Origin of the sequence: Mucilaginibacter sp. (assembly GCF_028287845.1) — a bacterium.
GTDB lineage: Bacteria > Bacteroidota > Bacteroidia > Sphingobacteriales > Sphingobacteriaceae > Mucilaginibacter.
Genome location: NZ_JAQBOW010000077.1, coordinates 1 through 22,844, shown reverse-complemented (window position 1 = coordinate 22,844; position 22,844 = coordinate 1). Strand labels below are relative to the sequence as shown.

The 22,844-nt window shown below is 41.3% G+C and carries 21 protein-coding genes; 10 read left to right on the top strand and 11 right to left on the bottom strand.

Annotated elements, in window-relative coordinates; translation table 11 throughout:
* Together JWP71_RS07375 and JWP71_RS07370 are read right to left on the bottom strand one after the other, a co-directional pair.
* Positions 1–1,030, bottom strand: a 1,030-nt coding sequence (locus tag JWP71_RS07375) for a lactate utilization protein B (RefSeq protein ID WP_299498260.1), incomplete at its 3' end; no start/stop codon positions are given.
* A 113-nt stretch (positions 1,031–1,143) separates the two neighbouring features.
* Positions 1,144–2,739, bottom strand: a complete 1,596-nt coding sequence (locus JWP71_RS07370; protein ID WP_299498258.1) for a M28 family peptidase — start codon at positions 2,737–2,739, stop codon at positions 1,144–1,146.
* Between the two features lie 179 nt (positions 2,740–2,918).
* Here JWP71_RS07370 and JWP71_RS07365 point away from each other — a divergent pair, with 179 nt between their 5' ends.
* Positions 2,919–3,707, top strand: coding sequence for a DUF3050 domain-containing protein (locus tag JWP71_RS07365; RefSeq protein WP_299498256.1), 789 nt, complete (start codon positions 2,919–2,921; stop codon positions 3,705–3,707).
* Between the two features lie 43 nt (positions 3,708–3,750).
* Here the strand turns inward: JWP71_RS07365 and rpiB are convergent, their stop codons facing one another.
* From rpiB to JWP71_RS07320, 9 genes are all read right to left on the bottom strand, one after another.
* Positions 3,751–4,185 carry a ribose 5-phosphate isomerase B gene (gene rpiB / locus JWP71_RS07360; RefSeq protein ID WP_299498255.1) on the bottom strand — a complete coding sequence of 145 codons (435 nt, stop codon included), beginning with the start codon at positions 4,183–4,185 and terminating at the stop codon, positions 3,751–3,753.
* Between the two features lie 4 nt (positions 4,186–4,189).
* Complete coding sequence (gene tatC, locus JWP71_RS07355) at positions 4,190–5,041, bottom strand: twin-arginine translocase subunit TatC (RefSeq protein ID WP_299498254.1); 852 nt, start codon at positions 5,039–5,041, stop codon at positions 4,190–4,192.
* A 68-nt stretch (positions 5,042–5,109) separates the two neighbouring features.
* Positions 5,110–6,450 carry an acetyl-CoA carboxylase biotin carboxylase subunit gene (gene accC / locus JWP71_RS07350; protein WP_299498253.1) on the bottom strand — a complete coding sequence of 447 codons (1,341 nt, stop codon included), beginning with the start codon at positions 6,448–6,450 and terminating at the stop codon, positions 5,110–5,112.
* Between the two features lie 100 nt (positions 6,451–6,550).
* Positions 6,551–7,015 (bottom strand): acetyl-CoA carboxylase biotin carboxyl carrier protein, encoded by a 465-nt coding sequence (gene accB, locus JWP71_RS07345; RefSeq protein WP_299498252.1) that lies wholly within the window; start codon positions 7,013–7,015, stop codon positions 6,551–6,553.
* A gap of 205 nt (positions 7,016–7,220) precedes the next feature.
* Positions 7,221–8,210 (bottom strand): beta-ketoacyl-ACP synthase III, encoded by a 990-nt coding sequence (locus JWP71_RS07340; RefSeq protein ID WP_299498251.1) that lies wholly within the window; start codon positions 8,208–8,210, stop codon positions 7,221–7,223.
* 12 nt (positions 8,211–8,222) lie between these two features.
* Positions 8,223–9,158 (bottom strand): phosphate acyltransferase PlsX, encoded by a 936-nt coding sequence (plsX, locus tag JWP71_RS07335; RefSeq protein WP_299498250.1) that lies wholly within the window; start codon positions 9,156–9,158, stop codon positions 8,223–8,225.
* 15 nt (positions 9,159–9,173) lie between these two features.
* Positions 9,174–9,362 carry a 50S ribosomal protein L32 gene (gene rpmF / locus JWP71_RS07330; protein ID WP_299498249.1) on the bottom strand — a complete coding sequence of 63 codons (189 nt, stop codon included), beginning with the start codon at positions 9,360–9,362 and terminating at the stop codon, positions 9,174–9,176.
* Positions 9,363–9,375: 13 nt separating this feature from the next.
* Positions 9,376–9,897, bottom strand: a complete 522-nt coding sequence (locus JWP71_RS07325) for a DUF177 domain-containing protein (RefSeq protein ID WP_299498248.1) — start codon at positions 9,895–9,897, stop codon at positions 9,376–9,378.
* 258 nt (positions 9,898–10,155) lie between these two features.
* On the bottom strand, positions 10,156–11,340 hold the full coding sequence (locus JWP71_RS07320; RefSeq protein WP_299498247.1) for a DUF5009 domain-containing protein: 1,185 nt from the start codon (positions 11,338–11,340) through the stop codon (positions 10,156–10,158).
* A gap of 283 nt (positions 11,341–11,623) precedes the next feature.
* Here JWP71_RS07320 and JWP71_RS07315 point away from each other — a divergent pair, with 283 nt between their 5' ends.
* The 9 genes from JWP71_RS07315 to JWP71_RS07280 all read left to right on the top strand — a co-directional run.
* Positions 11,624–12,358, top strand: coding sequence for a DUF1080 domain-containing protein (locus JWP71_RS07315; RefSeq protein WP_299498246.1), 735 nt, complete (start codon positions 11,624–11,626; stop codon positions 12,356–12,358).
* A gap of 104 nt (positions 12,359–12,462) precedes the next feature.
* A complete protein-coding gene (locus JWP71_RS07310) occupies positions 12,463–13,818 on the top strand; it encodes a sigma-54 dependent transcriptional regulator (RefSeq protein ID WP_299498245.1) in 1,356 nt (451 codons plus the stop codon).
* Positions 13,819–14,206: 388 nt separating this feature from the next.
* Positions 14,207–14,284 (top strand): K(+)-transporting ATPase subunit F, encoded by a 78-nt coding sequence (gene kdpF, locus JWP71_RS17345; protein WP_366143524.1) that lies wholly within the window; start codon positions 14,207–14,209, stop codon positions 14,282–14,284.
* 20 nt (positions 14,285–14,304) lie between these two features.
* The gene (gene kdpA, locus JWP71_RS07305) at positions 14,305–16,020 is read left to right on the top strand and encodes a potassium-transporting ATPase subunit KdpA (RefSeq protein WP_299498244.1); all 1,716 of its coding nucleotides are present in this window, start codon (positions 14,305–14,307) and stop codon (positions 16,018–16,020) included.
* A 13-nt stretch (positions 16,021–16,033) separates the two neighbouring features.
* Positions 16,034–18,064, top strand: coding sequence for a potassium-transporting ATPase subunit KdpB (gene kdpB / locus JWP71_RS07300; protein ID WP_299498243.1), 2,031 nt, complete (start codon positions 16,034–16,036; stop codon positions 18,062–18,064).
* A 21-nt stretch (positions 18,065–18,085) separates the two neighbouring features.
* On the top strand, positions 18,086–18,655 hold the full coding sequence (locus JWP71_RS07295; RefSeq protein ID WP_299498242.1) for a K(+)-transporting ATPase subunit C: 570 nt from the start codon (positions 18,086–18,088) through the stop codon (positions 18,653–18,655).
* 172 nt (positions 18,656–18,827) lie between these two features.
* Positions 18,828–19,958 (top strand): sensor protein KdpD, encoded by a 1,131-nt coding sequence (locus JWP71_RS07290; RefSeq protein ID WP_299498241.1) that lies wholly within the window; start codon positions 18,828–18,830, stop codon positions 19,956–19,958.
* Positions 19,955–21,673 (top strand): ATP-binding protein, encoded by a 1,719-nt coding sequence (locus JWP71_RS07285; RefSeq protein WP_299498240.1) that lies wholly within the window; start codon positions 19,955–19,957, stop codon positions 21,671–21,673. Before JWP71_RS07290 ends, JWP71_RS07285 begins: the two co-directional genes overlap by 4 nt.
* Positions 21,674–21,720: 47 nt before the next feature.
* On the top strand, positions 21,721–22,844 hold a 1,124-nt coding region (locus JWP71_RS07280; protein ID WP_299498239.1), incomplete at its 3' end, for a KUP/HAK/KT family potassium transporter.

The window sequence follows — 22,844 nt, the reverse complement described above, 5'->3', positions numbered from 1 at the left end:
TGATAGAACCTATTGGCCCGCTATAAGATGTATTGTAGGTATGGCCGCCAATATTTTTATAAACCGGGCAGGCATTTAAACAAGCACCGCAACGGATGCAATATAATCCCTGGCGCTGGTCTTTTTGCGCCAGCAGGTTTGTGCGCCCATTATCCAGCAATATCACATACATTTCTTCCGGCCCATCTGCCTCATTAGTTTGCCGCGGACCGCTTAGTATGGTGTTATATACCGTCAAATTTTGCCCGGTGCCATGTGTTGACAACATGGGCCAAAACAAATCAAGATCGGCCATCGAAGGGATTATCTTTTCAATACCAACAACAGCAATATGTATTTTAGGGAACGTGGTACTTAACCGGGCATTGCCTTCATTCTCGCTAATAGCAATGCTGCCGGTATCGGCAATTAAAAAATTGGCGCCGGTTATGCCTGCATCGGCTTGTACATATTTTTCACGCAATAGTTCGCGTGCTTTTTGGGTGAGTTGTTCGGGTGTCGCGTCTATTGGTGTGCCAAAGCGCTCATTAAATAATTTGGCAATATCCTCTTTTGAAAGATGCATAGCGGGCGTTACAATATGATAAGGCTTTTGCCCTAACAACTGCACAATGTATTCGCCCAGGTCCGTTTCTAATGATTCAATATGGTTATGCTCCAGGAATTCGTTTAGTTCAATTTCCTCGGTAACCATTGATTTTGATTTTACAACGGTTTTAGCATTTGCTTTTTGTAAAATATTAAGGATTTCTTTGTTAGCCTCGGCAGCGTCATTGGCCCATATTACCTTGCCGCCCCGTTTTTGAAAGTTGGCTTCAAACTCGGGTAATATTTTATCCAAATTTTCCATTACCTTCCATTTGATAACGTGTCCTTTACGTTTGGCGTTATCCAGGTTGATAATTTTAGACAAACCCCTTGCTACAGCCGTATCGTATTTACCAATATTGTAATTGATAATTTTGCGGTGGTCCGTATCAAATGCCTTATTTTCAGAGTCAACCAAAAACTCTTCAGCTATGCTTGTCATGTTGCTAAATTAGGCATTTTTGTTGATTAGGTAAATGGTTGAATGAGTTGATTAAGTTTTTGCAGTAACGCTAACTTAATAACCCATTCAACCTGATCAATTTCAAATTGTTTTTATTTTTTTCCGTCAACGGCCGGGCGCTTATCCGCGTTTACTAAATCCCAGGCGGTATAAAATACCAGTTGGGCGCGTTTAGCCAATAGCGGGAAATTGATCTTACTAACCTCATCGCCGGGGCGGTGATAGTCGGCATGTACACCGTTGAAATAGAAAATAATTGGCACACCATGCTTAGCAAAGTTGTAATGATCTGAGCGATAGTAAAAACGATTTGGATCATTAGGGTCATCATATTTATAATCCAGGTCAAGCTTGGTATAGGTATTATTAGCTTTCTCGCCTATGTTATGCAACTCGGTACTTAACATAGCCGAACCAATAACGTAAACATAGTTTGCAGAATCGGCTTTGCCAATATACTCAGTACCTACACGGCCGATCATATCAATATTCAGATCGGTAATCGTTCTTTCCAATGGGATAACCGGATGATCAGTATAATATTCAGAACCCAGCAATCCTTTTTCCTCGCCTACGTTACCTAAAAACAGAATGCTTCTGCGCGGGCCTTTGCCATCTTTCTTTGCTTGGGTAAACGCGCGGGCAATTTCCATTATACCTGTAGTGCCTGATCCATCGTCGTCGGCACCGTTATTTACTTTATCAGTTGCACCGTCTGTACGCACTAAGCCAATATGGTCATAATGTGCAGAAATTACTAATACTTCATCTTTAAGTTTTTGATCGCTCCCGGGCAAAAAGCCTAATACGTCAACCGCTTTAACCGGAATTTCTTCGGTAGCATAATCTATAGCGATGTCAGCCTTAACAGTTTGTGATTGTGGTGTTCCGCTTTGGTCGATAGCTGTTTTCAGATCAGCAACGGTTTTACCAGAGCTTTTAAGCAGCATATCGGCAGTAGCTTGCGGAATAGTAATTGTTACCGGAGCCGCGGGGCCTTCCTTTTTCAGGGCCATAGGTAATTCGCGGGCACCGCCAGCACCGGGACCCCTGCCGCTGGCACCAGGGCCAGGGCCCGCCGTACTTACCGCGAGCATTAATGATGGGTTTTTGCTTAATATATACGCCTGGCGCTTCCTGCTGCGCGGGCCGCTCCAGTCTGATAGTTTATCTGTTCCGCTAATTTTGGATGTGCCTGCGCTCATAGGTTCGCCGTTGCTAATGTATATTACCACTTTGCCGGCTATATCAATTCCTTTAAGGTCATCATAGTTATCTGCACCAATGCCGTAGCCTACAAAAACAACTTCTTTTGCATTGATGGTTTTAGTGCCTGTGCCTGCAAAGGCTGTAAAATCTTTGCCGCTGGTTAGCGGTGCTCCGTTTAAAGTGAAGGTATTTACCTTAAATGCGTTTTGAATAATTGGCACATTAAAAAAATAAGAGCCATTTACAATGGGCTGTAAGCCTAATGATTTAAACTCATCGGCAATATAATGGGCCGCCTTTTCTGCGCCGGGCTTGCCGGTTTCGCGTCCCTCATATTCATCAGAAGCTATGATGCTTAAATGTTTTTTTGCCAGATCGGCACTAATTATTGGCGCATACTTCATCGCTATTGGATTTTGCTGCGCGCACGCGCCGGTCATCAACCCGACTAAGGAGAGTAATAGTATTGTTTTTTTCATTACATCAGTTAATTTATACCCGAAAATTACTGATTAGTTAGCAATGTTTAATACTATAGCTAATATTTAGGATAAAAAACAATATGCTCATTTTTAAGTATCAGACTAAAGTCAAAATACAATTCAAATAATACTGATAAAAAACAGATCACGATACTTGCAGCAAACACAGGGATAGCATGAACGAGGAACAGCATTTAGCGCAATTAAAAAGTGAGATAGAACCACTTCGCCGGCAATTGATAGGCCATGATCTATATAGCCGCATTACTTCGGTTGATGAGTTGCAGCTATTTATGGAGCACCATGCTTTTGCCGTTTGGGATTTTATGTCGCTTCTAAAATCGTTACAACAAAAATTAACTTGTGTTACTGCGCCGTGGCTCCCGGTTGGGAATGCCAATACACGCTACCTGATCAACGAGATAGTTATCGGCGAAGAAAGTGATGAGGATGGACAAGGCAATCGGACCAGCCATTATGAGTTGTATCTGCGCGCTATGCAACAAGCGGGATGTACCTGTTTGTATGTTAACCAATTATTGGCGCAGTTAAAAAACGGCGTTAATATTATGGATGCGCTTAATTCGCCGGATATTCCGGCTGCTGCTGCTAAATTTGTAAGGCATACGTTTGATGTGATAAATAATAGCCCGGACCATGTACAGGCAGCTGTATTTACCTTTGGCAGGGAAGATCTGATACCCGCTATGTTTATCAGTATGGTTCAGAAGATAAGCGAGCAGCTTCCAGGAAAAGTTGACATTTTGCTTTGGTACCTGGAAAGGCATATTGAAGTTGACGGCGACCACCATTCGCAATTAGCTTACCAAATGACGGCCGGCCTATGCGGCAACAATCCTCAAAAATGGGCCGAAGCTACGCAAGCCGTAAAACAAGCACTACAATCGCGTATTGAATTGTGGGATGGAATAGTAAAGCGTATAAAGGCTGTAGGGATAAGTTAGCCTTTATATAAATACATCTACCGTAAAATAATGAGGTAGTAATTTATGAACAAGCTATTTTATCAACGCGCCTTAAATGGCGGCCGCCTTCAAATGGGGTATTAAAAAATATTTCGACTATATTTTTGGCTTGTTCTAAAGTAACAAAGTTTGTGGGGATGCATAACACATTAGCATTGGTATGGCTACGTGCCGGTATGGTTACCGCCTCATTATAACATAAGGCAGCACGAATACCCTGATGCTTATTAGCTGCTATGGCTACACCGTTTGCACTGCCGCAAAGTAAAATGCCGTAATCAAACTCGCCACTCTCTACTGCCAACGCGACCGGGTGCGCAAAGTCTGTATAATCGCAAGAGTCTTTTGAAAAAGTTCCAAAATCTTTTACGTTTTCGCCGAGGATGGTTAACAGCACCTCTTTATACTCAAACCCTGCATGGTCCGCGCCTAGGGCAATTTTTAATCCTTCAATCATAATATTAGTCGTTCATGATCTCATCATGCCTTGCAGCGCGGCGTTTTTCAACCATAGAGGCTACCACAATCCCAACTTCATATAAAGCAAACAACGGGATAGTTGATATCATGGTAGTTAAAAAATCTGGCGATGGTGATATAATGGCTCCAATTATCAACAATATAACAACCGAATAGCGGCGGGTTTTCTTCATAAATGTACCCGTCAATATACCCAGCGATGCCAGTATATAAATGATCATCGGCAACTCAAATACAATACCTAATATCAAAGTTATGGTAGCCACCATCGAAACATAGGAGCTGATCATAAATTGGTTATGGATAGTCGGGCTAATTGTGTAAGCAGCCAGAAAAGAGATCGACTCGGGTGCGATAATGTAATAGCCAAACAAAATACCTACTACAAAAAGCAGCGAAGCATAAAAAACAAACCCACTGGCAGCTTTTCGTTCTTTTTCAAGCAGGGCAGGCTTAATAAAGCGCCAAAGCTCCCATAATATATAGGGGATGGATAGGATCATGCCAATCAATAATGATTGATTGATCTGCAACATAAATTGCCCGGCCATTTCGGTATTAATAATATCACCATTTATTTTGGTAATACACATACCGTCACCAAGCTTGCACAACATTCTATAGGTCCAGAAATCACCCCTGAACGGACCCATTATAATAGTATTGAAGATAAAATCAAAATTGAAGAAGGCAACAATAGCAAAAACAACAACAGAAATAGCAGCCCTTATAAGGTGCCATCTTAAAGCCTCTAAATGCTCAAAAAAAGACATTTCGGCCTCAATGGTTTTGCCTTTATCCTGTATTGCCTTTATTATTTTGTTGTCGCTCATCTTTTAGTTTTTCAGGCGTAAATGCCCGAATGCTAAATTACATTTTAATATAGTTGACAGTTTGTTTGCTATTCAGAATATTCAAACGTTTCCATAAACTTAGTGGTAAAATTACCTGCTCTGAAGTTAGGATCCTTTAATAATTTTAAATGGAATGGTATAGTCGTCTTTACGCCCTCTATTACAAATTCGCTTAACGCGCGCTCCATGGTACTTAGGGCTTCATCGCGGGTTTGTGCCACGCAAATTACCTTAGCAATCATCGAATCGTAATTAGGCGGAATAACATAACCAGAATAAACATGTGTATCTATACGTACCCCATGCCCACCAGGCGAATGGAAGTTAGTTATTTTACCCGGTGACGGACGAAAATTATTAAACGGATCTTCGGCATTTATACGGCACTCGATGGCGTGCATTGATGGCTCGTAATTTTTGCCTGATATTGGTATACCTGCTGCTACTTTTATTTGCTCTTTTATCAGGTCGAAATTTATTACTTCCTCGGTAACTGGGTGCTCTACCTGTATACGGGTATTCATTTCCATGAAGTAGAAGTTGCGGTTTTTATCAACCAAAAATTCTACGGTACCGGCACCTTCATATTTTACAGCTTTGGCACCTTTTATAGCCGCGTCGCCCATTTTTTTACGCAGTTTTTCTGTCATAAAAGGCGATGGTGCTTCTTCTACCAATTTTTGGTGACGGCGTTGTATGGAACAATCCCGTTCTGACAGGTGACAAACTTTTCCATATTGGTCGCCTACTATTTGTATCTCAATGTGGCGCGGATCCTGCACGTATTTTTCCAAATACATGCCATCGTTGCCAAAAGCGGCGCCAGACTCTGCACGTGCCGAATCCCAGGCAGCTTCAAACTCTTCGTCTTTCCAAACTACACGCATACCACGGCCACCGCCACCGGCAGTAGCTTTTAATATTACAGGATAACCAATCTTTTTTGAAATGGCTATACCTTGTTTAACATCAGTAAGCAATCCTTCTGAACCGGGAATAGTAGGCACCCCTGCTTTTTTCATGGTTTCTTTTGCTGATGCCTTATCGCCCATGGCATTGATCTGATCAGAAGTTGCGCCTATGAACTTTATACCATACTCTGCACAAATAGCCGAGAATTTAGCGTTTTCAGACAAAAATCCATAACCCGGATGGATCGCGTCGGCATTAGTAACTTCCGCGGCTGATATGATATTCGGGATATTTAAATAAGAATCTTTACTTGGCGGCGGACCGATACAAACGGCCTCGTCAGCAAAGCGAACGTGAAGACTGTCACGATCGGCAGTAGAATATACAGCTACCGTTTTAATGCCCATCTCTTTACAGGTACGGATTATCCGCAAGGCAATTTCACCACGATTAGCTATTAATATTTTTTTAAACATCTTTTTTAATTTGAAGATTTGAAAATGTGCTGATTTGAAAATGATTTAAAATTCGAGAATGCTTAGCATCTTCAAATTGTCAAATCACCAAATTTTCAAATTAAATAGGTTCTACTAAAAATAACGGTTGGTCATATTCAACAGGTGATGCATTATCAACCAATATCTTTACGATACGACCTGAAACTTCTGATTCAATTTCATTGAATAACTTCATCGCTTCAATAATACAAACTACAGTTCCGCTTTCAACCTCATCGCCAACGTTTACAAACAATGGTTTATCAGGCGATGCAGAACGATAGAAAGTACCTATCATTGGTGATTTTATGGTTAAATAGTGTGATGTATCAGCAACAGCGGCGGGCGCGGGCGCGGCAGCTAATGCCGGAGCAGCGGTAGCAGCGGCAGGAGCCGATGCAGGTGCCGGTATAGTTGCATGAACAACGGTAGGTTCCTGGTTAGTTTTTATTGTGATCTTAAAATCTTTTTGTTCTAATGAAACTTCGTTTACTCCTGATTTGGAAACAAAGCGTATAAGATCTTGTATTTGTTTAATATCCATTGTTGCAGATTATAGGGTTTTTTGGATAATGTGTTTATATCTAATTTAGTTATAATATGCAGATGTGCAAATGTGCAGATATGCAGTATTTTATGATTTAAATATTTATTTAACGTGTATAATTACTAATGGTTTTATTTTATTCTCTTATTTAACTCCAAACTATTTCGGCATCCGCACATTTACATATCGCAAATATGCACATTTAATACGCCCATTTTAAATAAAGAGAGCCCCAGGTAAATCCACCGCCAAAAGCGGCTAAAATTAAATTATCGCCCTTTTTAAATTTATCTTCCCACTCCCACAAACATAAAGGTATTGTTGCATTTGTGGTATTGCCATAACGTTCAATATTTACAATTACCTTATCGGCGCTAACACCTGTGCGGGCAGCAGTAGCATCAATAATACGTTTGTTGGCCTGATGTGGTACCAGCCATGCAATATCATCGGCTGTAAGATTATTGCGTTCCATTACTTCAGCAGCAACATCGGCCATGTTGGTTACGGCAAATTTAAATACCGCCTTACCTTCCTGGTAAGCATAATGTTCGCGTGCGTCAATAGTTTCATGGCTTGCGGGTTTAACAGATCCACCGGCTTTCATGTGTAAGAACGGAATACCCGAACCATCGCTTTTTAATATAGAATCTATAACTCCATATCCTTCGGTATTAGGCTCTAATAATGCGGCACCACAGCCATCGCCAAAAATAATGCAGGTTGCTCTGTCCTGGTAATCAACTATTGACGACATTTTATCGGCACCTACTACCAATACTTTTTTATGTTTACCGGTTTCAATAAACTGTGCGCCGGTAGCTAGGCCAAATAAAAATCCTGAGCACGCTGCCTGCAAATCAAATCCCCATGCATTTACGGCCCCAATTTTATGAGCAAATAAGTTAGCCGTAGCCGGGAAAGGCATATCAGGCGTAGTAGTACAAAAAATTATCAGGTCAATTTCATCGGCACCTATACCCCGTTTTTTTAGTAAGCCTAAAACTGCGGGTACAGCCAGGTCAGATGTGCCAAGGCCTTCGCCTTTTAGTATCCGCCGTTCTTTGATACCGGTACGGGAGGTTATCCACTCATCATTGGTATCAACCATTTGAGATAGCTCATGATTAGTGAGTATATAATCTGGTGCATAACCATTAACAGCAGTAATAGCTGCGGTAATTTTACTCATAATGTATATTTTTTACTGAAAGGCCTCGGTTATTTTACTAACCAATTCGCTTTCAACCATATCTTTAGACAAAAGAACCATATTCTTTATAGCCTCGGGCGTTGAAATGCCGTGGCCAACAATAACCGGTGCATTAACGCCAAGTATTGGGCTGCCACCATATTGCTCATAATTAAACCTGTCAAAAAAATCATCCTTAAACCCCTTTTTAAGGGTGATGGCATAAAAAGATTCGGCAAGTTTTAATATAATATTACCTGTAAAACCATCGCATACAAAAACATCGGCCATATCGCCAAACAGGTCGCGCCCTTCAGCATTACCTATAAAGTTAAAAAGGCCGGTATCTTTCATCAAAGGATAAGTTGCCTGGCATAGCAGGTTTCCTTTTTCCTCTTCTTCGCCAATATTCATCAGCGCTACACGAGGATTATCAATATTATAAACGTTTTTAGCCATCAGGCTGCCTAATACACCAAACTGCACCAATACTTCGGGTTTGCAATCAGCATTGGCACCTACATCAAGCAAAATGCCTATACCGCCCTTTAACCTGGGTACAATTGTTGTAATAGCGGGCCGTAATATACCGGGGATAGTTTTAACACTAAACATGGCACCAACCAGCATCGCGCCGGTATTACCTGCCGAAGAAAAAGCCTGTATATGGCCCTCTTTCAAGAGTTTAAAACCTACACTTATACTTGAGTCTGGTTTTTGAACAACCGCTTTTGTAGGGTGTTCGCCCATGCCTATCACTTCGGTTGTATGTACAAACTCAAAATGATCCGGACTAAAATTATTTTCATGAAGGATGCATAAGGCGGCTTCTTTATCGCCAATAAGCACCAATGTATGACCCGATAAAACCTTATATGCTTCGATTGCCCCTAAAACAGTTGCTTTGGGGGCGTAATCACCGCCCATAATATCTAAGCCAATCTTCATGTTAGAAAATTAGTGTTAGGCTACCGCTTTTTCTATCAGTAATTTACCGTTGTAGTATACGTTACCATCAACAGTATAAGCTCTGTGCGGTAAATGCACTGCGCCGGTAACTTTGCAAGTAGTTAAAGTAGGAGCTTCGGCTTTGTAGTGGGTTCTACGCTTATCTCTTCTTGATTTGGATATTTTACGTTTTGGATGTGGCATAACTTCCTGTTATTTATTTAATTTTTTTGAGCACGTCCCACCGTGGGTCCGGATTCTCATCTTGTTCATTATTAGCCGATAGGTTATTCAACTTATCAAGCATCTCATTATCACAATACGGGGTGTTACCCTCGTCGTTACATACCGATATAAATGGCACTGCAACATTTATATATTCATAGATCAAACCCGCAAGCATTATTTCATGCTCATTTTTATGCAGGGTGATGATCTCATCATCTTCATCAATCTCCTCGTCGCTAAACTTTGCTATCTGTTGTTCGTGTATATCCAGCGGTTGCGGATATTGCGATAAACATTTATCACAGCTTGCATTAATTGTACCGGCAATATGAAAATTCAGGATAAGCATAGTTTCCTGTTTTTCCATTTCCACCTGACATTTCAGATCAGCCTTTTTAACCAACGAATATTCAAACTCGTCAAAAAATGCATCATTGATGTCAAAGTCAAAATGATGCTTCCCCAGCGGTAAACCGGTAAAAGGAATCGAATAATTTCTTAGCGATTTCAATGAGCAACAATTAGCCCGCAAATGTAAGGAAAAATACCAATACAGAAAAAGGTTTTTTTTAAATGGTTTAGACCCCGGAAAATGACGGTTATGCAGCAGGTATCATGGCGGCTATTACTCACCCGGTCTGCGCTTCGCTTGTCGACCCTCTCTTCGCCTTTGGCGGAAAGAGGGTTATTAAACTATCCCAACCCTCTTTCCCGCTTGCGGAAGAGAGGGTCGACAAGCGAAGCGATGTCGGGGTGAGTTATCGCATGCTTAAATCTTCAACTTAATATTTACCTTTTCTAACAACCCGGTTATCCAAACCATGGCAAATGCAAATAGTAAGCACTTAATTAGTCCGCCTGTTCCCTGGCTTATATAACCCGGAAATTCCAGGTTGGTCATTTCAAATAAAGGATAAAACAATCCCGGTACTATATAACAGGTAAATGCATTGGTACCGGCCGGCTTTATAATCTTAAACCACTTATATTTATGCTTAAAATCAACAATAAAAATAAATACGGCATATACCACCAGGCTTATAGCGGTACAAATTAATACCCATGATGGTGTATCACGCATTTTGGATATCCCCCCGCTAAAATAACGCACAATAAAGCCCAGGTTAAACAGGATAACAGCCATCAACAGCATACCTATCCATAGTAACTTTACCTCATTTCTTTCTTGCAATCGCATATATAACACCGCTACAAATACTCCTGCCATGGTGAATGATTGCATTGCTCCATTGCCAGACAACCACACGTATTCGCGCAGGGGATTTAAAAAATCAAGCATGCCGAAATGAAAATCGATATTAAAGAACATAAAAAATATCCACGCGACGGCTTGTATCCATAAGTAACCCTTAGAGTAATAATAAATCAGGGCACATACCAGGTATGACCACCCAATAAGCCCTAAAATTTCCCACCAGCTAAAGTGCAGCCAATCATGACCCGGCGCTTTACTTTTATAAAGCAACGATAGTACCATCAGCAAAACCAAGCCAAATCCTTGCAATAAATACCTTTTGAGCACGGGGGTTTCTTTGCTATAATCTAAAAAAATAAAGAAAAAACTAAATGTAAGCAGGCTTTCCCAAACAGGCCGGGGCAATAGGGCCGTGGCTTCATTGTAGCTATCAATATTTGAGAAAAAGAACCCCATAAATATGAGCGCGAACGACCGCGTAACTACGCGCCAGGGTATGCGGTAATCGCCCCGTTTAACGCGATTTTGAAAAGCGAATGGTATAGAAAGACCCACAATAAATAAAAAGGCAGGGAAAATTGTGTCGGCAAGCCCAAGCGCGTCCGCATTTATTTTAGCGTGCTGTATCCATGCGGGGGTGTTTGGCATTCCGTCAATATCATTTACAAATATCATCAAGAACATGGTAACCGCACGAAAAGCATCAATTGACCGAACCCGGCTCATCATATTATTCATAGAATTAATTAATATTTTTCAAGGTAAAATGTTTTAACCTAACAGAAATTATTACAAAACGCTATGTTAAAAAAAGGGGTATCGGCAAGAAGCTTACAGGAAATTGCCTGTGGGTATAAGGCGCAAACTATACTGGTAATACAACGTGCAAAAGCAAAGCTTTAGCGCCCCATGGCGGATTTAAAAATTATATTGTAACTCATAATTTACTTAGGCTATTGCTAAAAAACACCTCGCGGCAAAAAATTATTGTAGATTTACCTAACCATTTTATGAATTGATTATGAAAAAAATATTTCTATTAAGCTTTGTAGCATGTATTGCTATGTCATCTGTACTACAGGCACAGGACAAAACGCCTGATAACACATTAACTAAAAAAGAAAAAAAAGACGGCTGGAAATTGCTGTTTGATGGCAAGGACCTAAAAGGCTGGCACTCTTACCTGCGCGATACTGCAGCCGCAAACTGGATAGTAAAAGACGGTCAGATACAATATGACAGGGACCACGATAAAGCCGGAAATGATTTATTAACTAATGCCCCTTATGAGAATTATGAACTACAGTTACAATGGAGGATATCAAAAGGCGGAAACAGCGGTATAATTTTCGATATACAGGAGGATCCTAAATTTAATGCTACCTTTTTAACCGGTCCGGAAATGCAGGTTTTAGACAATAAGGATGCTGATGATAACAAAAAACAAAATCACCTGGCAGGTTGCTTATATGATATGATGGGCGATTCGACCATTTCAAAACCGGTGCCTGTTGGCGAATGGAACCAGGTAAAAATTATACAAAACAAGGGCCATCTTACTTTTTGGTTAAACGGAATAAAAACAGTTGAAACACAAATAGGCAGCCCTGAATGGGATGCTATGATTCAAAAAAGTAAATTCAAAAATAAGGAGTTTGGTAGTTTTGCTAAGGTAGCAGCCGGCAAAATAGCCTTACAAAAACACCCGGGAGCAAGCGGCTGGAAGAACATCAAAATACGTGAGATAAAGGATTAATTATAGCTTAACTACTATTTTAAAAGCCTCAATTAATGATCTCCATTAATTGAGGCTTTTTTGTTCCTTTATAATCACAATTAAATTATTCAGATTTGTACCCCATGAGCACAGCATCAAAAGGTAAGCTTTTAATTATAGATGATGAGGATAGATTAAGAAAACTGCTTGCCCGCATTTTACAGCTGGAAGATTACGAAGTACTGGAAGCCTCGACCGCCAAAGAGGGCCTGCGCCGTTTAGGGAATGAAGTGGTTGATGTAGTGATAAGCGATGTAAAACTGCCGGATATTAACGGCATAGAGCTTACCAAAACCATTAAAGCTACCCACCCAGCGGTTGAAATTATTGTGCTTACTGCCTACGGAACCATAAATGATGGCGTTACAGCAATTAAAAACGGAGCCTTTGATTATATAACCAAGGGCGATGATAATGAGAAAATTATTCCGCTGGTAAGCAAGGCCATGGATAAGGCCGTGTTACAGCGCCGTGTTTTGGAACTGGAAAGCAAGCTTAACTTAAAATTTGGTTTTGAACGTATTATAGGCACCTCTACCGGGATAACTACCGCTATTAAATTAGCACAGAGAGTAGCCGCAACCAATACTACTGTTTTGCTTTTGGGCGAAACCGGCACCGGTAAAGAAGTATTTGCCGAAGCTATTCACCAGGCAAGCCCACGCAGTACAAAGCCATTTGTTGCCATAAATTGCAGCGCCTTTAGTAAAGAATTATTAGAGAGTGAATTGTTTGGTCATAAAGCCGGCTCATTTACCGGGGCAACAAAAGATAAAAAGGGCCTGTTTGAAGAAGCCAATGGCGGTACAATTTTTTTAGATGAGATAGGCGAACTGGACCACGACCTGCAAGCCAAGTTACTACGCGTGCTGGAGTCGCAGCAATTTATTAAGATAGGCGATACCAAAACTACACAGGTAAGTGTGCGCATACTGGCAGCCACCAACCGCGATTTGCAGGATGAAGCCTCGAAAGGTAATTTCAGGTCTGATCTTTTTTATCGCTTATCCGTTTTCCAGATCACCCTGCCGCCAATACGCGAGCGTAAGAAAGACATAAGCCCGCTGGCTAAAAGCTTTATACATACATTTTCTCTAAAAGTTAATAAACAGATTACCGGTTTTACTGATGATTTTTTGCAAAGGCTTGAAGCCTATCGCTGGCCGGGCAACATCCGCGAATTAAAAAATGTTATTGAGCGCGCGGTAATATTATGCGATGGCAATGAGCTGGACGCATCCCTTTTACCTTATGAGTTTGAAGCACCTCCTGTTAAAACTGGTAATCCCGTCTCGGCATTCGATCTTTCATCGGTAGAAAGACTACACATCCAACGTGTGCTTAACCATACCCAGGGCAATCGCGCCGAAGCGGCCCGCTTATTAAATATAGGGATTGCTACTTTGTATCGTAAGTTGAAAGAATACGGGCTGGAGTAATTGTATTTGGTTTTTTTCATGCTATAGGCACAATCGTTACTCTAGAGAGTAAAATCACACCCCCCAGCTTCTTTCTAACACTCGCAATTTTAAAATGCGGATTTAAATCCACAAATCACATCAAGAGATCAGACAGTTAATACCTATTTTGATAAAACCCTATCAAAATGATAGTCCAATTTAACGCGTCCATCCCTATAAACACTTTTAATTTACTGTCTTCCAATTGATTGAAAACAATTGCCATTATTGGCACTAGCTTAGTATACAGTCCAACAAATCACAATACTATGGACGTTTTACAGACAATCATTTACGTACTGAGCTTCATCATTTTCTTCTGGCTCTTTTTTAAATCGGTTAATTACTTCGAAAAAATTTAATCACCATGATCGCACTATTCTTTGTGGCAGTAGCCGTATTTATTTACATGGTTTACGTACTGCTTAATCCCGAAAAATTTTAATCAACAAAAATCAACTCATTATGAATACGGAATATTCAGGTATCATTTTAATGTACGCGGCAAGTGTAGCCCTGGCCATACCGCTGGGTAAATACATTGCAAAAGTATTTAATGGCGAAAAAACCTGGCTTAACTTTATGGCACCGCTTGAAAGATTGATCTTCAAGCTAAGCGGCATCGATACCAATAAGGAAATGAACTGGAAACAGCACTTAAAAGCGCTGTTAACCATTAACTGTTTATGGTTGTTTTACACGTTTTTCTGTTTGCTGAAACAATCGCACTTACCCCTTAACCCGGACGGCAACCCCGACCAAACACCCGACCTGGCTTTTAATACGGCCATCAGTTTTATCACTAACACCAACCTGCAGGATTACTCGGGCGAAACCGGTGCCACCTATTATACCCAACTATTTGTGTTTACCTTTTTACACTTTGTGAGCGCCGCCACAGGCTTTGCAGCCATGATGGTAGTGTTTAGAGCGATGAAAGATAAGGTTACTGATAAACTGGGCAACTTCTGGGATTACTTTTTAAAATCAATTACCCGGGTATTGCTGCCAATAAGTATCGTTGTTGCTGTTATTTTAGCTTTTAATGGCACCCCAACCAGCTACAAAGGCAAAGATACTTTTATAAGCATGCAGGGTGATACCGTACACGTTTCGCGCGGACCGGCAGCAGCCATGATCGCTATTAAACAAGTGGGCACAAACGGCGGTGGCTGGTTTGGCGCCAACTCGGCACACCCGCTTGAAAACCCCAATTATTTGACCAATATCGTCGAGAACATCAGTATAATACTTCTTCCTATCGCGCTGGTATTTGCCTTAGGCTTTTATTTAAATAAAAAGAAATTAGCCTGGGTAATTTTCGGGGTGATGACAACGGGCTTTCTCATACTGGCATACACCTCTATTAATGCCGAAGTTGGCGGTAGCCCGGCAATGGCGCATTTAGGCGTTAGTCAGCCCGGCGGTGCAATGGAAGGAAAAGAGGTTCGTTTTGGTGCCGCGGCATCTGCCTTTTGGGGTGTGTGTACAACGGTAACCTCCAACGGATCTGTAAATGCCATGCATGATAGCATGATGCCTATGTCGGGCGTGGCGCAGATGTTTGATATGATGATAAACGCTTTTTACGGCGGTGTGGGGGTTGGTTATTTAAACTTTTACATCTTTATCATCATCGCGGTATTTATATCAGGCCTGATGGTTGGCCGTACGCCCGAGTTTATGGGGCGCAAAATAGAAGCGCGCGAAATGAAGATAGCTTCGCTTATTGCTTTGCTTCACCCGTTTTTAATTTTGGTAACTACGGCAATCGCATCCTATATACTGGTTCATTTTCCAACCATGAATTGGGCCGAAAAACCATCAGCATGGTTAAACAATCCCGGCTTTCACGGATTTTCAGAAATACTTTACCAGTTTACATCCAGTTCGGCAAACAACGGATCAGGATATGAGGGCTTGGGTGATAACAGCATTTTCTGGAATGTAAGCGCAGGTGTGGTTATGTTCCTGGGCAGGTTCCTACCAATTATTGGCCCGGTAGCTATTGCGGGCATACTGGCCAACAAAAAATTCGTGCCCGAGTCTGCAGGTACTCTAAAAACCGATACCGGCACCTTTGGTGTAATGATATTGGCAGTAATTATAATTGTTGCAGCCTTATCCTTCTTCCCGGCGCTAACCCTGGGCCCGATAGCCGAACACTTTTCACTTAAATAATCATTAAAAGAAAATGAACACAAATCAAAATACATTGTTCCAGGGTGATCAGGTGAGGGATGCTTTCAAGCAATCTTTCATCAAGTTAGATCCCCGCATATTGGTGCGCAACCCGGTGATGTTTACCGTGGAGATAGGCACTGTAGTTATGCTTATTGTAACCATCTTCTCTTTTTCAAACAGCGGCCAGGGCAGCTTTGGCTATAACTTTACTGTGTTTTTAGTTTTATTCCTCACCGTATTGTTCGCCAACTTTGCCGAGGCCATTGCCGAGGCACGTGGTAAAGCACAGGCCGAAAGTCTGCGCAAAACCCGCGAAGAAACTCCCGCACGTTTGCTGGTTAACGGCAACGAGCAAACCATCATGTCGTCCCTGTTAAAAAAGGGCGATGTGTTCATCTGCGAAACTGGTGATACCATCCCTACCGATGGCGAGATTATTGAAGGTATTGCTACTATTGATGAATCGGCCATTACAGGTGAGTCTGCTCCGGTAATCCGCGAATCAGGCGGCGATAAATCATCTGTTACGGGGGGTACCAAAGTTTTATCCGACAGGATAAAAGTAATGGTTACCACCCAGCCCGGCGAAAGCTTCCTGGATAAAATGATAGCGTTGGTTGAAGGTGCGTCTCGCCAGAAAACACCTAACGAGATTGCCTTAACCATATTGCTGGCCGGCTTTACGCTGATATTTGTTATTGTTTGTATCACCTTAAAACCGTTTGGCGATTATGCTAACACGCCTATCACCATAGCTGCATTTATCTCCTTATTTGTTTGTTTGATACCTACTACCATCGGCGGCCTTTTATCAGCCATTGGTATCGCGGGGATGGACAGGGCGCTGCGTGCCAACGTAATTACCAAATCTGGTAAAGCTGTTGAAACCGCGGGCGATCTTGATGTGTTGTTGTTAGATAAAACAGGCACCATCACTATTGGTAACCGTAAAGCAACTAACTTTTACCCTGCAAATAATGTTAATGAGGCCGAATTTATTAAAGCCTGCGTTTTAAGTTCATTGGCTGACGAAACCCCCGAAGGAAAATCAATTGTTGAATTGGCCGAACAGGATAAAAACATGCCTGCTGTAAAAGCACCTAAAGATTCTGTATTCATCAAATTCACTGCCGAAACCCGCTCAAGCGGTTTGGATACACCCGATGGCTTGCGTGTGCGTAAAGGCGCCTTTGATTCTATAAAAAACATAGCGCTTAAGGCTGGCAACGCATTCCCCGCCGAAACGGAAGAACGTGTTAAACTTATCGCATCAAACGGTGGTACGCCATTAGTGGTATCGCAAAATGAAAAGATACTGGGCGTTATTGAGCTACAGGATATTATCAAAACCGGCATATTTGAGCGCTTTGAGCGCCTGCGCAAAATGGGTGTAAAAACGGTGATGGTTACCGGCGATAACCCGCTAACCGCTAAATTTATTGCAGAGAAAGCCGGTGTGGATGACTTTATTGCCGAGGCCAAGCCAGAGGATAAAATGAACTACATTAAAGCCGAACAACAACAAGGCAAACTGGTAGCCATGATGGGCGACGGTACAAATGATGCCCCCGCCCTTGCACAGGCCGATGTTGGTGTAGCCATGAACAGTGGCACGCAAGCCGCCAAAGAAGCCGGCAACATGGTGGATTTGGATAATGACCCAACCAAGCTGATAGAGATTGTGGAGATAGGTAAACAATTGCTGATGACAAGGGGAACACTTACTACCTTCTCTATAGCCAATGATGTGGCCAAATACTTTGCCATTGTGCCGGCATTGTTCATGGTATCTATTCCGGCCTTAAAAGCGTTAAACATTATGGATCTGCATAGTCCGCAATCGGCCATATTATCTGCGGTGATATTTAACGCTATTATTATACCGTTGCTTATACCACTGGCCCTGCGCGGTGTTGAATACAAACCTATTGGTGCAAGCGCCTTATTGCGTCGTAACTTATTGATCTATGGTGCAGGCGGCGTTATTATACCGTTTATTGGTATAAAGCTGATTGACCTGGTTGTAGGCATTTTAATATAATTACCATTAATAATAAAGAACATGAAAACTTACTTATTGCCATCCATAAAAATAACAGTTATACTATTAGTATTACTGGCAGGCCTATACCCACTGGCTATATCAGCCATTGGGAAATTTACCCCGGGGCAAGGTGATGGTGAAACCATCACATACAAGGGCCGCGTGGTTGGCTATGCCAACATCGGCCAGAAATTCACTAAAGATGAGTACTTTAATTCACGTCCGTCAGCAGTTGATTATAACGCGGCCGGTTCGGCTGGCTCCAACAAGGGCCCGACAAACCCTGATTATTTAAAGGATGTAGAAAAACGTATTACCGAATTTATGAAGCACAACCCTGGTATAAAACGATCAGATATACCAGCCGAGCTGGTTACCGCATCAGGCAGTGGCCTTGATCCGGACCTTTCGCCCGCCGGAGCACAGGTACAAATTGCACGTATTGCGCATGTACGTGGTATTACCGCAGACCAGGTAAATAATATAATTACAGATAATACCGAAAAGCCCTTGTGGGGTATCTTTGGCCCGGCTAAAGTGAACGTTTTAAAATTAAACATAGCGCTGGATGAACTAAAGAAAAACTAATAAAGCGTTGCAGGGTGTTGCGCAACACTATCGTAATAAAGCACGACCTGCATTTAAGAAACCATGAACCGGTTAAATTAATTTGTTTGTTGATTAATTAGTTAGTGCCAAAGTTCGTGCAAAAAGGGGGTGTTTTCACACTCCCTTTTACAGGTTTTATAGAATTTTAAAAATGAACGAAGAAAATAAAGAACAATCTGTTGAGCATTTCCTGGAGCTGATAAAACGCTCGCGCAGGGGTAAGTTCAAAATCTACATTGGCATGAGTGCCGGCGTGGGTAAAACCTATCGTATGCTGCAAGAGGTACAATCTTTACTGCGTAATGGCATTGATGCTAAAATAGGCTATATAGAAACGCACCAGCGCAAAGAAACGGAGGCGCTGATGGAAGGCTTATCTATCATCCCCCGCCGCCACTTGTTTTACAAAGGTAAGGATATGGAAGAGATGGATCTAAATGCCATCCTTAATTTAAGGCCCGAAGTTGTTGTTGTTGATGAGCTGGCCCATACCAATATTGAGGGCAGTAAAAACGAAAAACGCTGGCAGGATGTGCTGGATATTTTAAATGCCGGTATAAATGTTATCAGCGCGGTAAATATCCAACATTTGGAAAGCCTGAATGAAGAGGTACAAAATATAACCGGAGCAGCTATTAATGAACGCATACCTGATAAGGTTTTACAACTGGCCGATGAGGTGGTAAACATAGATTTAACTGCCGACGAACTGATTGACCGGTTGAAAGAAGGCAAGATATATGATCAAAAGAAAATACCACTTGCTCTCAATAACTTTTTCCAGACCGACAGGATTTTGCAATTACGCGAACTGGCCCTACGTGAAGTGGCCCACCAGGTAGAGCGTAAAATATTTACAGAGATCCCCAAAAACATTAAACCCCGGGCCGAAGTTTTTTTAGCCTGCATTAGTACTAATGAACTGTCGGCTAAGAATATTATACGTAAAACCGCGCGCCTATCATCTTATTATCATAGCAAATGGTATTTGTTGTACGTACAAACCGCTAACGAAAGCAGCGATAAAATTAATTTAGCCGCACAGCGCCATTTAATAAACAATATGAAACTGGCCACTCAATTAGGCGGTGAGGTAATAAAAGTAAAAAGCGACCAGATAGCAAAAACCATTTGGCAAACTGCCGAAAAATACGAGGTAACTACCATTTGCATTGGCAAGCCTCATTTTAAATTTTACCAGCTGGTAATGAAAACAGCTTTATTTACGCAACTATTAAATAAAATGTCGAAGACCGACATTGACTTAATTATACTATCATGAGCATTAAAAATAAACTCCGCGCCGGTATTGGCTTTCTTTTCCTGATGGCATTGATAAGCTCCGGACTGGCTGATTATTATCTTACCCGCCTTTCAAATGCATCGAAAGGTATTCTTAAAGATAACTATCGCACACTAATCTATGTAAAAAACATTGGACAGGTGTTGGATGAACCCGGCAATAAAACCATTACCAAAGCCGGGCTCCAGGTAATTGAAAACAATATTGCTAAAGAAGAACACAATGTTACGGAGCGTGGTGAAGGAATATTAGCGGATTCGTTGCGCTCTAATTTTGAACACCTTAAGCTGGTATTAAATGATGCTAAAGTATCAGCACTTCTAAAAAGCAAAATGAAAAGTAACATGTATGGCATTTTACAGCTAAACATGAACGCCATTGAGCATAAGAATAATACTACTTCAGCCATGGCAGATAGCGGTATTATGCTTGTTTCATTAATAGGGTCGCTTTGCTTTCTTATTGCATTTAGCTTTGTAGTGAATTTTCCAAGTTACATTGCCAACCCGGTGCGTGAGCTGATACAGGGTATAAAAGAAATAGCCAATAAAAACTATGGTAAACGGCTGATGTTTACATCAAAAGATGAGTTTGGTGATGTAGCAAGCGCCTTTAACCAAATGGCAGCAAAGCTTAATGATTACGAAACAAGTAATCTGGCCAGTATCCTGTTTGAAAAGAAAAGGATAGAAACCATCATTAATTCTATGCATGATGCAATCATCGGGCTTGATGATAAGCTGTTTATCATATTCGCAAATAAAGTAGCTTGTGTTTTAATGGGCATGTCCGAAGATAAACTTACTGGTGAATATGCGCCCAATGTGGCTTTAGAAAACGATCTGCTGCGTAATATGCTGATAAGCGATTCGCAAAAAATGAAAATATATGCGGATAATCGTGAAAGCTATTTCACAAAAGAAACACTACAGGTTGTAAACGACGAACAGGTTATAGGAAAGGTTATTATTTTAAAAAACATAACCGATTTTGAACAACTTAATGATGCCAAAACTTCTTTTATAGCTACTATATCGCATGAGCTTAAAACGCCACTGTCATCCATTAAAATGAGTTTAAAGTTATTAGAGGATAACCGCGTGGGAGCTATAAATAATGAGCAAAAACAGTTATTAAAAAACATTGAGGATGATGCCCAGCGTTTATTGCAAATAACCGGCGAGCTACTGGATGTTGCACAGGTAGAAACCGGTAAAATAAACCTGAATTTTGGTAGCACGCATCCTACAAACATCGTTAACTATGCGGTCCAGGCTATTAAATCTTTAGCCGAGCAAAAACAGGTAACTATTAACATAAATTGCCCCGAAACATTACCCGATGTTATGGCCGATTTGGACAAAAGCACATGGGTGCTCATCAATCTTTTATCAAACGCGGTGAAATACAGCCCGGTAAAATCTGCAATTAACCTGGTTGTAAAAAAACAAGGCGCCAATACAATTGAGTTTTCGGTAAAAGATTTTGGGCAGGGAATTGACGCGCGTTATTTATCCCGGATTTTTGAAAGATATTTTAAAGTTCCCGGTGCAGACCATGACAAAACAGGCACCGGCCTTGGCCTGGCTATAGCTAAAGATTTTATTGAGGCCCAAGGCGGTACCATCGGTGTTGAAAGTGAAACGGGTGATGGCAGCCGTTTCTACTTCTCGCTTATCATTAATAATACTTAATAACATACTTCACTAAATCTAAATCAACAAACAAAAATTCAACAAACATGACACCCCATTTAAAAAAACTATCAGCAGCAGGCGTATTAATTACATTAGGTATTATTTTTGGCGACATTGGCACATCACCCTTATATGTATTTCAAACTTTATTAACAGAAGGCGGAAAAGTTAATGAAGCATTAGTATTAGGTTCCATATCCTGTATATTCTGGACACTCACCCTGCAAACCACCTTTAAATATATCTTCATCACCCTACAAGCCGATAATAAAGGCGAGGGCGGCATATTTTCTTTATATGCTTTGGTTAGGCGTTATGGTAAATGGCTGGCTATCCCGGCTATCATTGGAGCGGGTACATTGTTGGCCGATGGTATTATAACTCCGCCGATATCAGTAACCTCGGCTATAGAAGGGCTTAATAATGTGCCGGCGCTGGCAGCATCTTTTATACCCGGAAATCATCTTATTTTAGGTATTGTTATTGGCATTATGCTGCTATTGTTTTTCTTTCAGCAATTTGGCACAAAGGTAGTTGGCTCTGCCTTTGGCCCCGTTATGTTAATGTGGTTTTTAATGATAGGCGTATTAGGAGCATTGCAAATTATGCATGATCCGGGTATTTTTAAGGCTCTTAATCCTTATTATGGAGTAAAATTATTAACAGATCACCCTAAAGGTTTCTGGCTTTTGGGTGCGGTGTTTTTATGTACCACCGGTGCCGAGGCGCTATATTCAGACTTAGGTCATTGCGGCCGAAAAAACATTCAATGGAGCTGGTTATTTGTTAAAACCACACTGATATTAAACTATTTAGGGCAGGGAGCCTGGGTTTTAAAACAACCGGCCAATTTTAATTTTACCGGGCTCAATCCATTTTATCAAATTGTGCCTAATCCGCATTTGTTGATGATACCTTGTGTAGCCCTGGCCACACTGGCAACTATTATTGCAAGCCAGGCCTTAATAAGCGGTTCGTTCACTTTAATAAGTGAGGCGGTAAGTATGAATTTTTGGCCTAAGATTACCATTAAGTATCCATCAAACATTCGCGGACAGATATATATACCAAGTATTAACTGGATATTATGTTTTGGCTGTATAGCCGTGTCATTATATTTCCGCACATCAGAAGCCATGACTGCGGCTTATGGTTTTTCAATCACCAT

What these genes read in the sequence shown, in the direction of transcription:
- JWP71_RS07320 (WP_299498247.1), bottom strand. Translation starts at nt 11,340, where the DNA reads ATGAATAATATGATGAGCCGGGTTCGGTCAATTGATGCTTTTCGTGCG.
- JWP71_RS07285 (WP_299498240.1), top strand. Translation starts at nt 19,955, where the DNA reads ATGAGCATTAAAAATAAACTCCGCGCCGGTATTGGCTTTCTTTTCCTG.
- kdpF (WP_366143524.1), top strand. Translation starts at nt 14,207, where the DNA reads ATGATCGCACTATTCTTTGTGGCAGTAGCCGTATTTATTTACATGGTT.
- accC (WP_299498253.1), bottom strand. Translation starts at nt 6,450, where the DNA reads ATGTTTAAAAAAATATTAATAGCTAATCGTGGTGAAATTGCCTTGCGG.
- JWP71_RS07365 (WP_299498256.1), top strand. Translation starts at nt 2,919, where the DNA reads ATGAACGAGGAACAGCATTTAGCGCAATTAAAAAGTGAGATAGAACCA.
- plsX (WP_299498250.1), bottom strand. Translation starts at nt 9,158, where the DNA reads ATGAAGATTGGCTTAGATATTATGGGCGGTGATTACGCCCCCAAAGCA.
- JWP71_RS07370 (WP_299498258.1), bottom strand. Translation starts at nt 2,739, where the DNA reads ATGAAAAAAACAATACTATTACTCTCCTTAGTCGGGTTGATGACCGGC.
- JWP71_RS07315 (WP_299498246.1), top strand. Translation starts at nt 11,624, where the DNA reads ATGAAAAAAATATTTCTATTAAGCTTTGTAGCATGTATTGCTATGTCA.
- accB (WP_299498252.1), bottom strand. Translation starts at nt 7,015, where the DNA reads ATGGATATTAAACAAATACAAGATCTTATACGCTTTGTTTCCAAATCA.
- rpiB (WP_299498255.1), bottom strand. Translation starts at nt 4,185, where the DNA reads ATGATTGAAGGATTAAAAATTGCCCTAGGCGCGGACCATGCAGGGTTT.
- JWP71_RS07310 (WP_299498245.1), top strand. Translation starts at nt 12,463, where the DNA reads ATGAGCACAGCATCAAAAGGTAAGCTTTTAATTATAGATGATGAGGAT.
- JWP71_RS07290 (WP_299498241.1), top strand. Translation starts at nt 18,828, where the DNA reads ATGAACGAAGAAAATAAAGAACAATCTGTTGAGCATTTCCTGGAGCTG.
- JWP71_RS07295 (WP_299498242.1), top strand. Translation starts at nt 18,086, where the DNA reads ATGAAAACTTACTTATTGCCATCCATAAAAATAACAGTTATACTATTA.
- kdpB (WP_299498243.1), top strand. Translation starts at nt 16,034, where the DNA reads ATGAACACAAATCAAAATACATTGTTCCAGGGTGATCAGGTGAGGGAT.
- JWP71_RS07340 (WP_299498251.1), bottom strand. Translation starts at nt 8,210, where the DNA reads ATGAGTAAAATTACCGCAGCTATTACTGCTGTTAATGGTTATGCACCA.
- tatC (WP_299498254.1), bottom strand. Translation starts at nt 5,041, where the DNA reads ATGAGCGACAACAAAATAATAAAGGCAATACAGGATAAAGGCAAAACC.
- kdpA (WP_299498244.1), top strand. Translation starts at nt 14,305, where the DNA reads ATGAATACGGAATATTCAGGTATCATTTTAATGTACGCGGCAAGTGTA.
- rpmF (WP_299498249.1), bottom strand. Translation starts at nt 9,362, where the DNA reads ATGCCACATCCAAAACGTAAAATATCCAAATCAAGAAGAGATAAGCGT.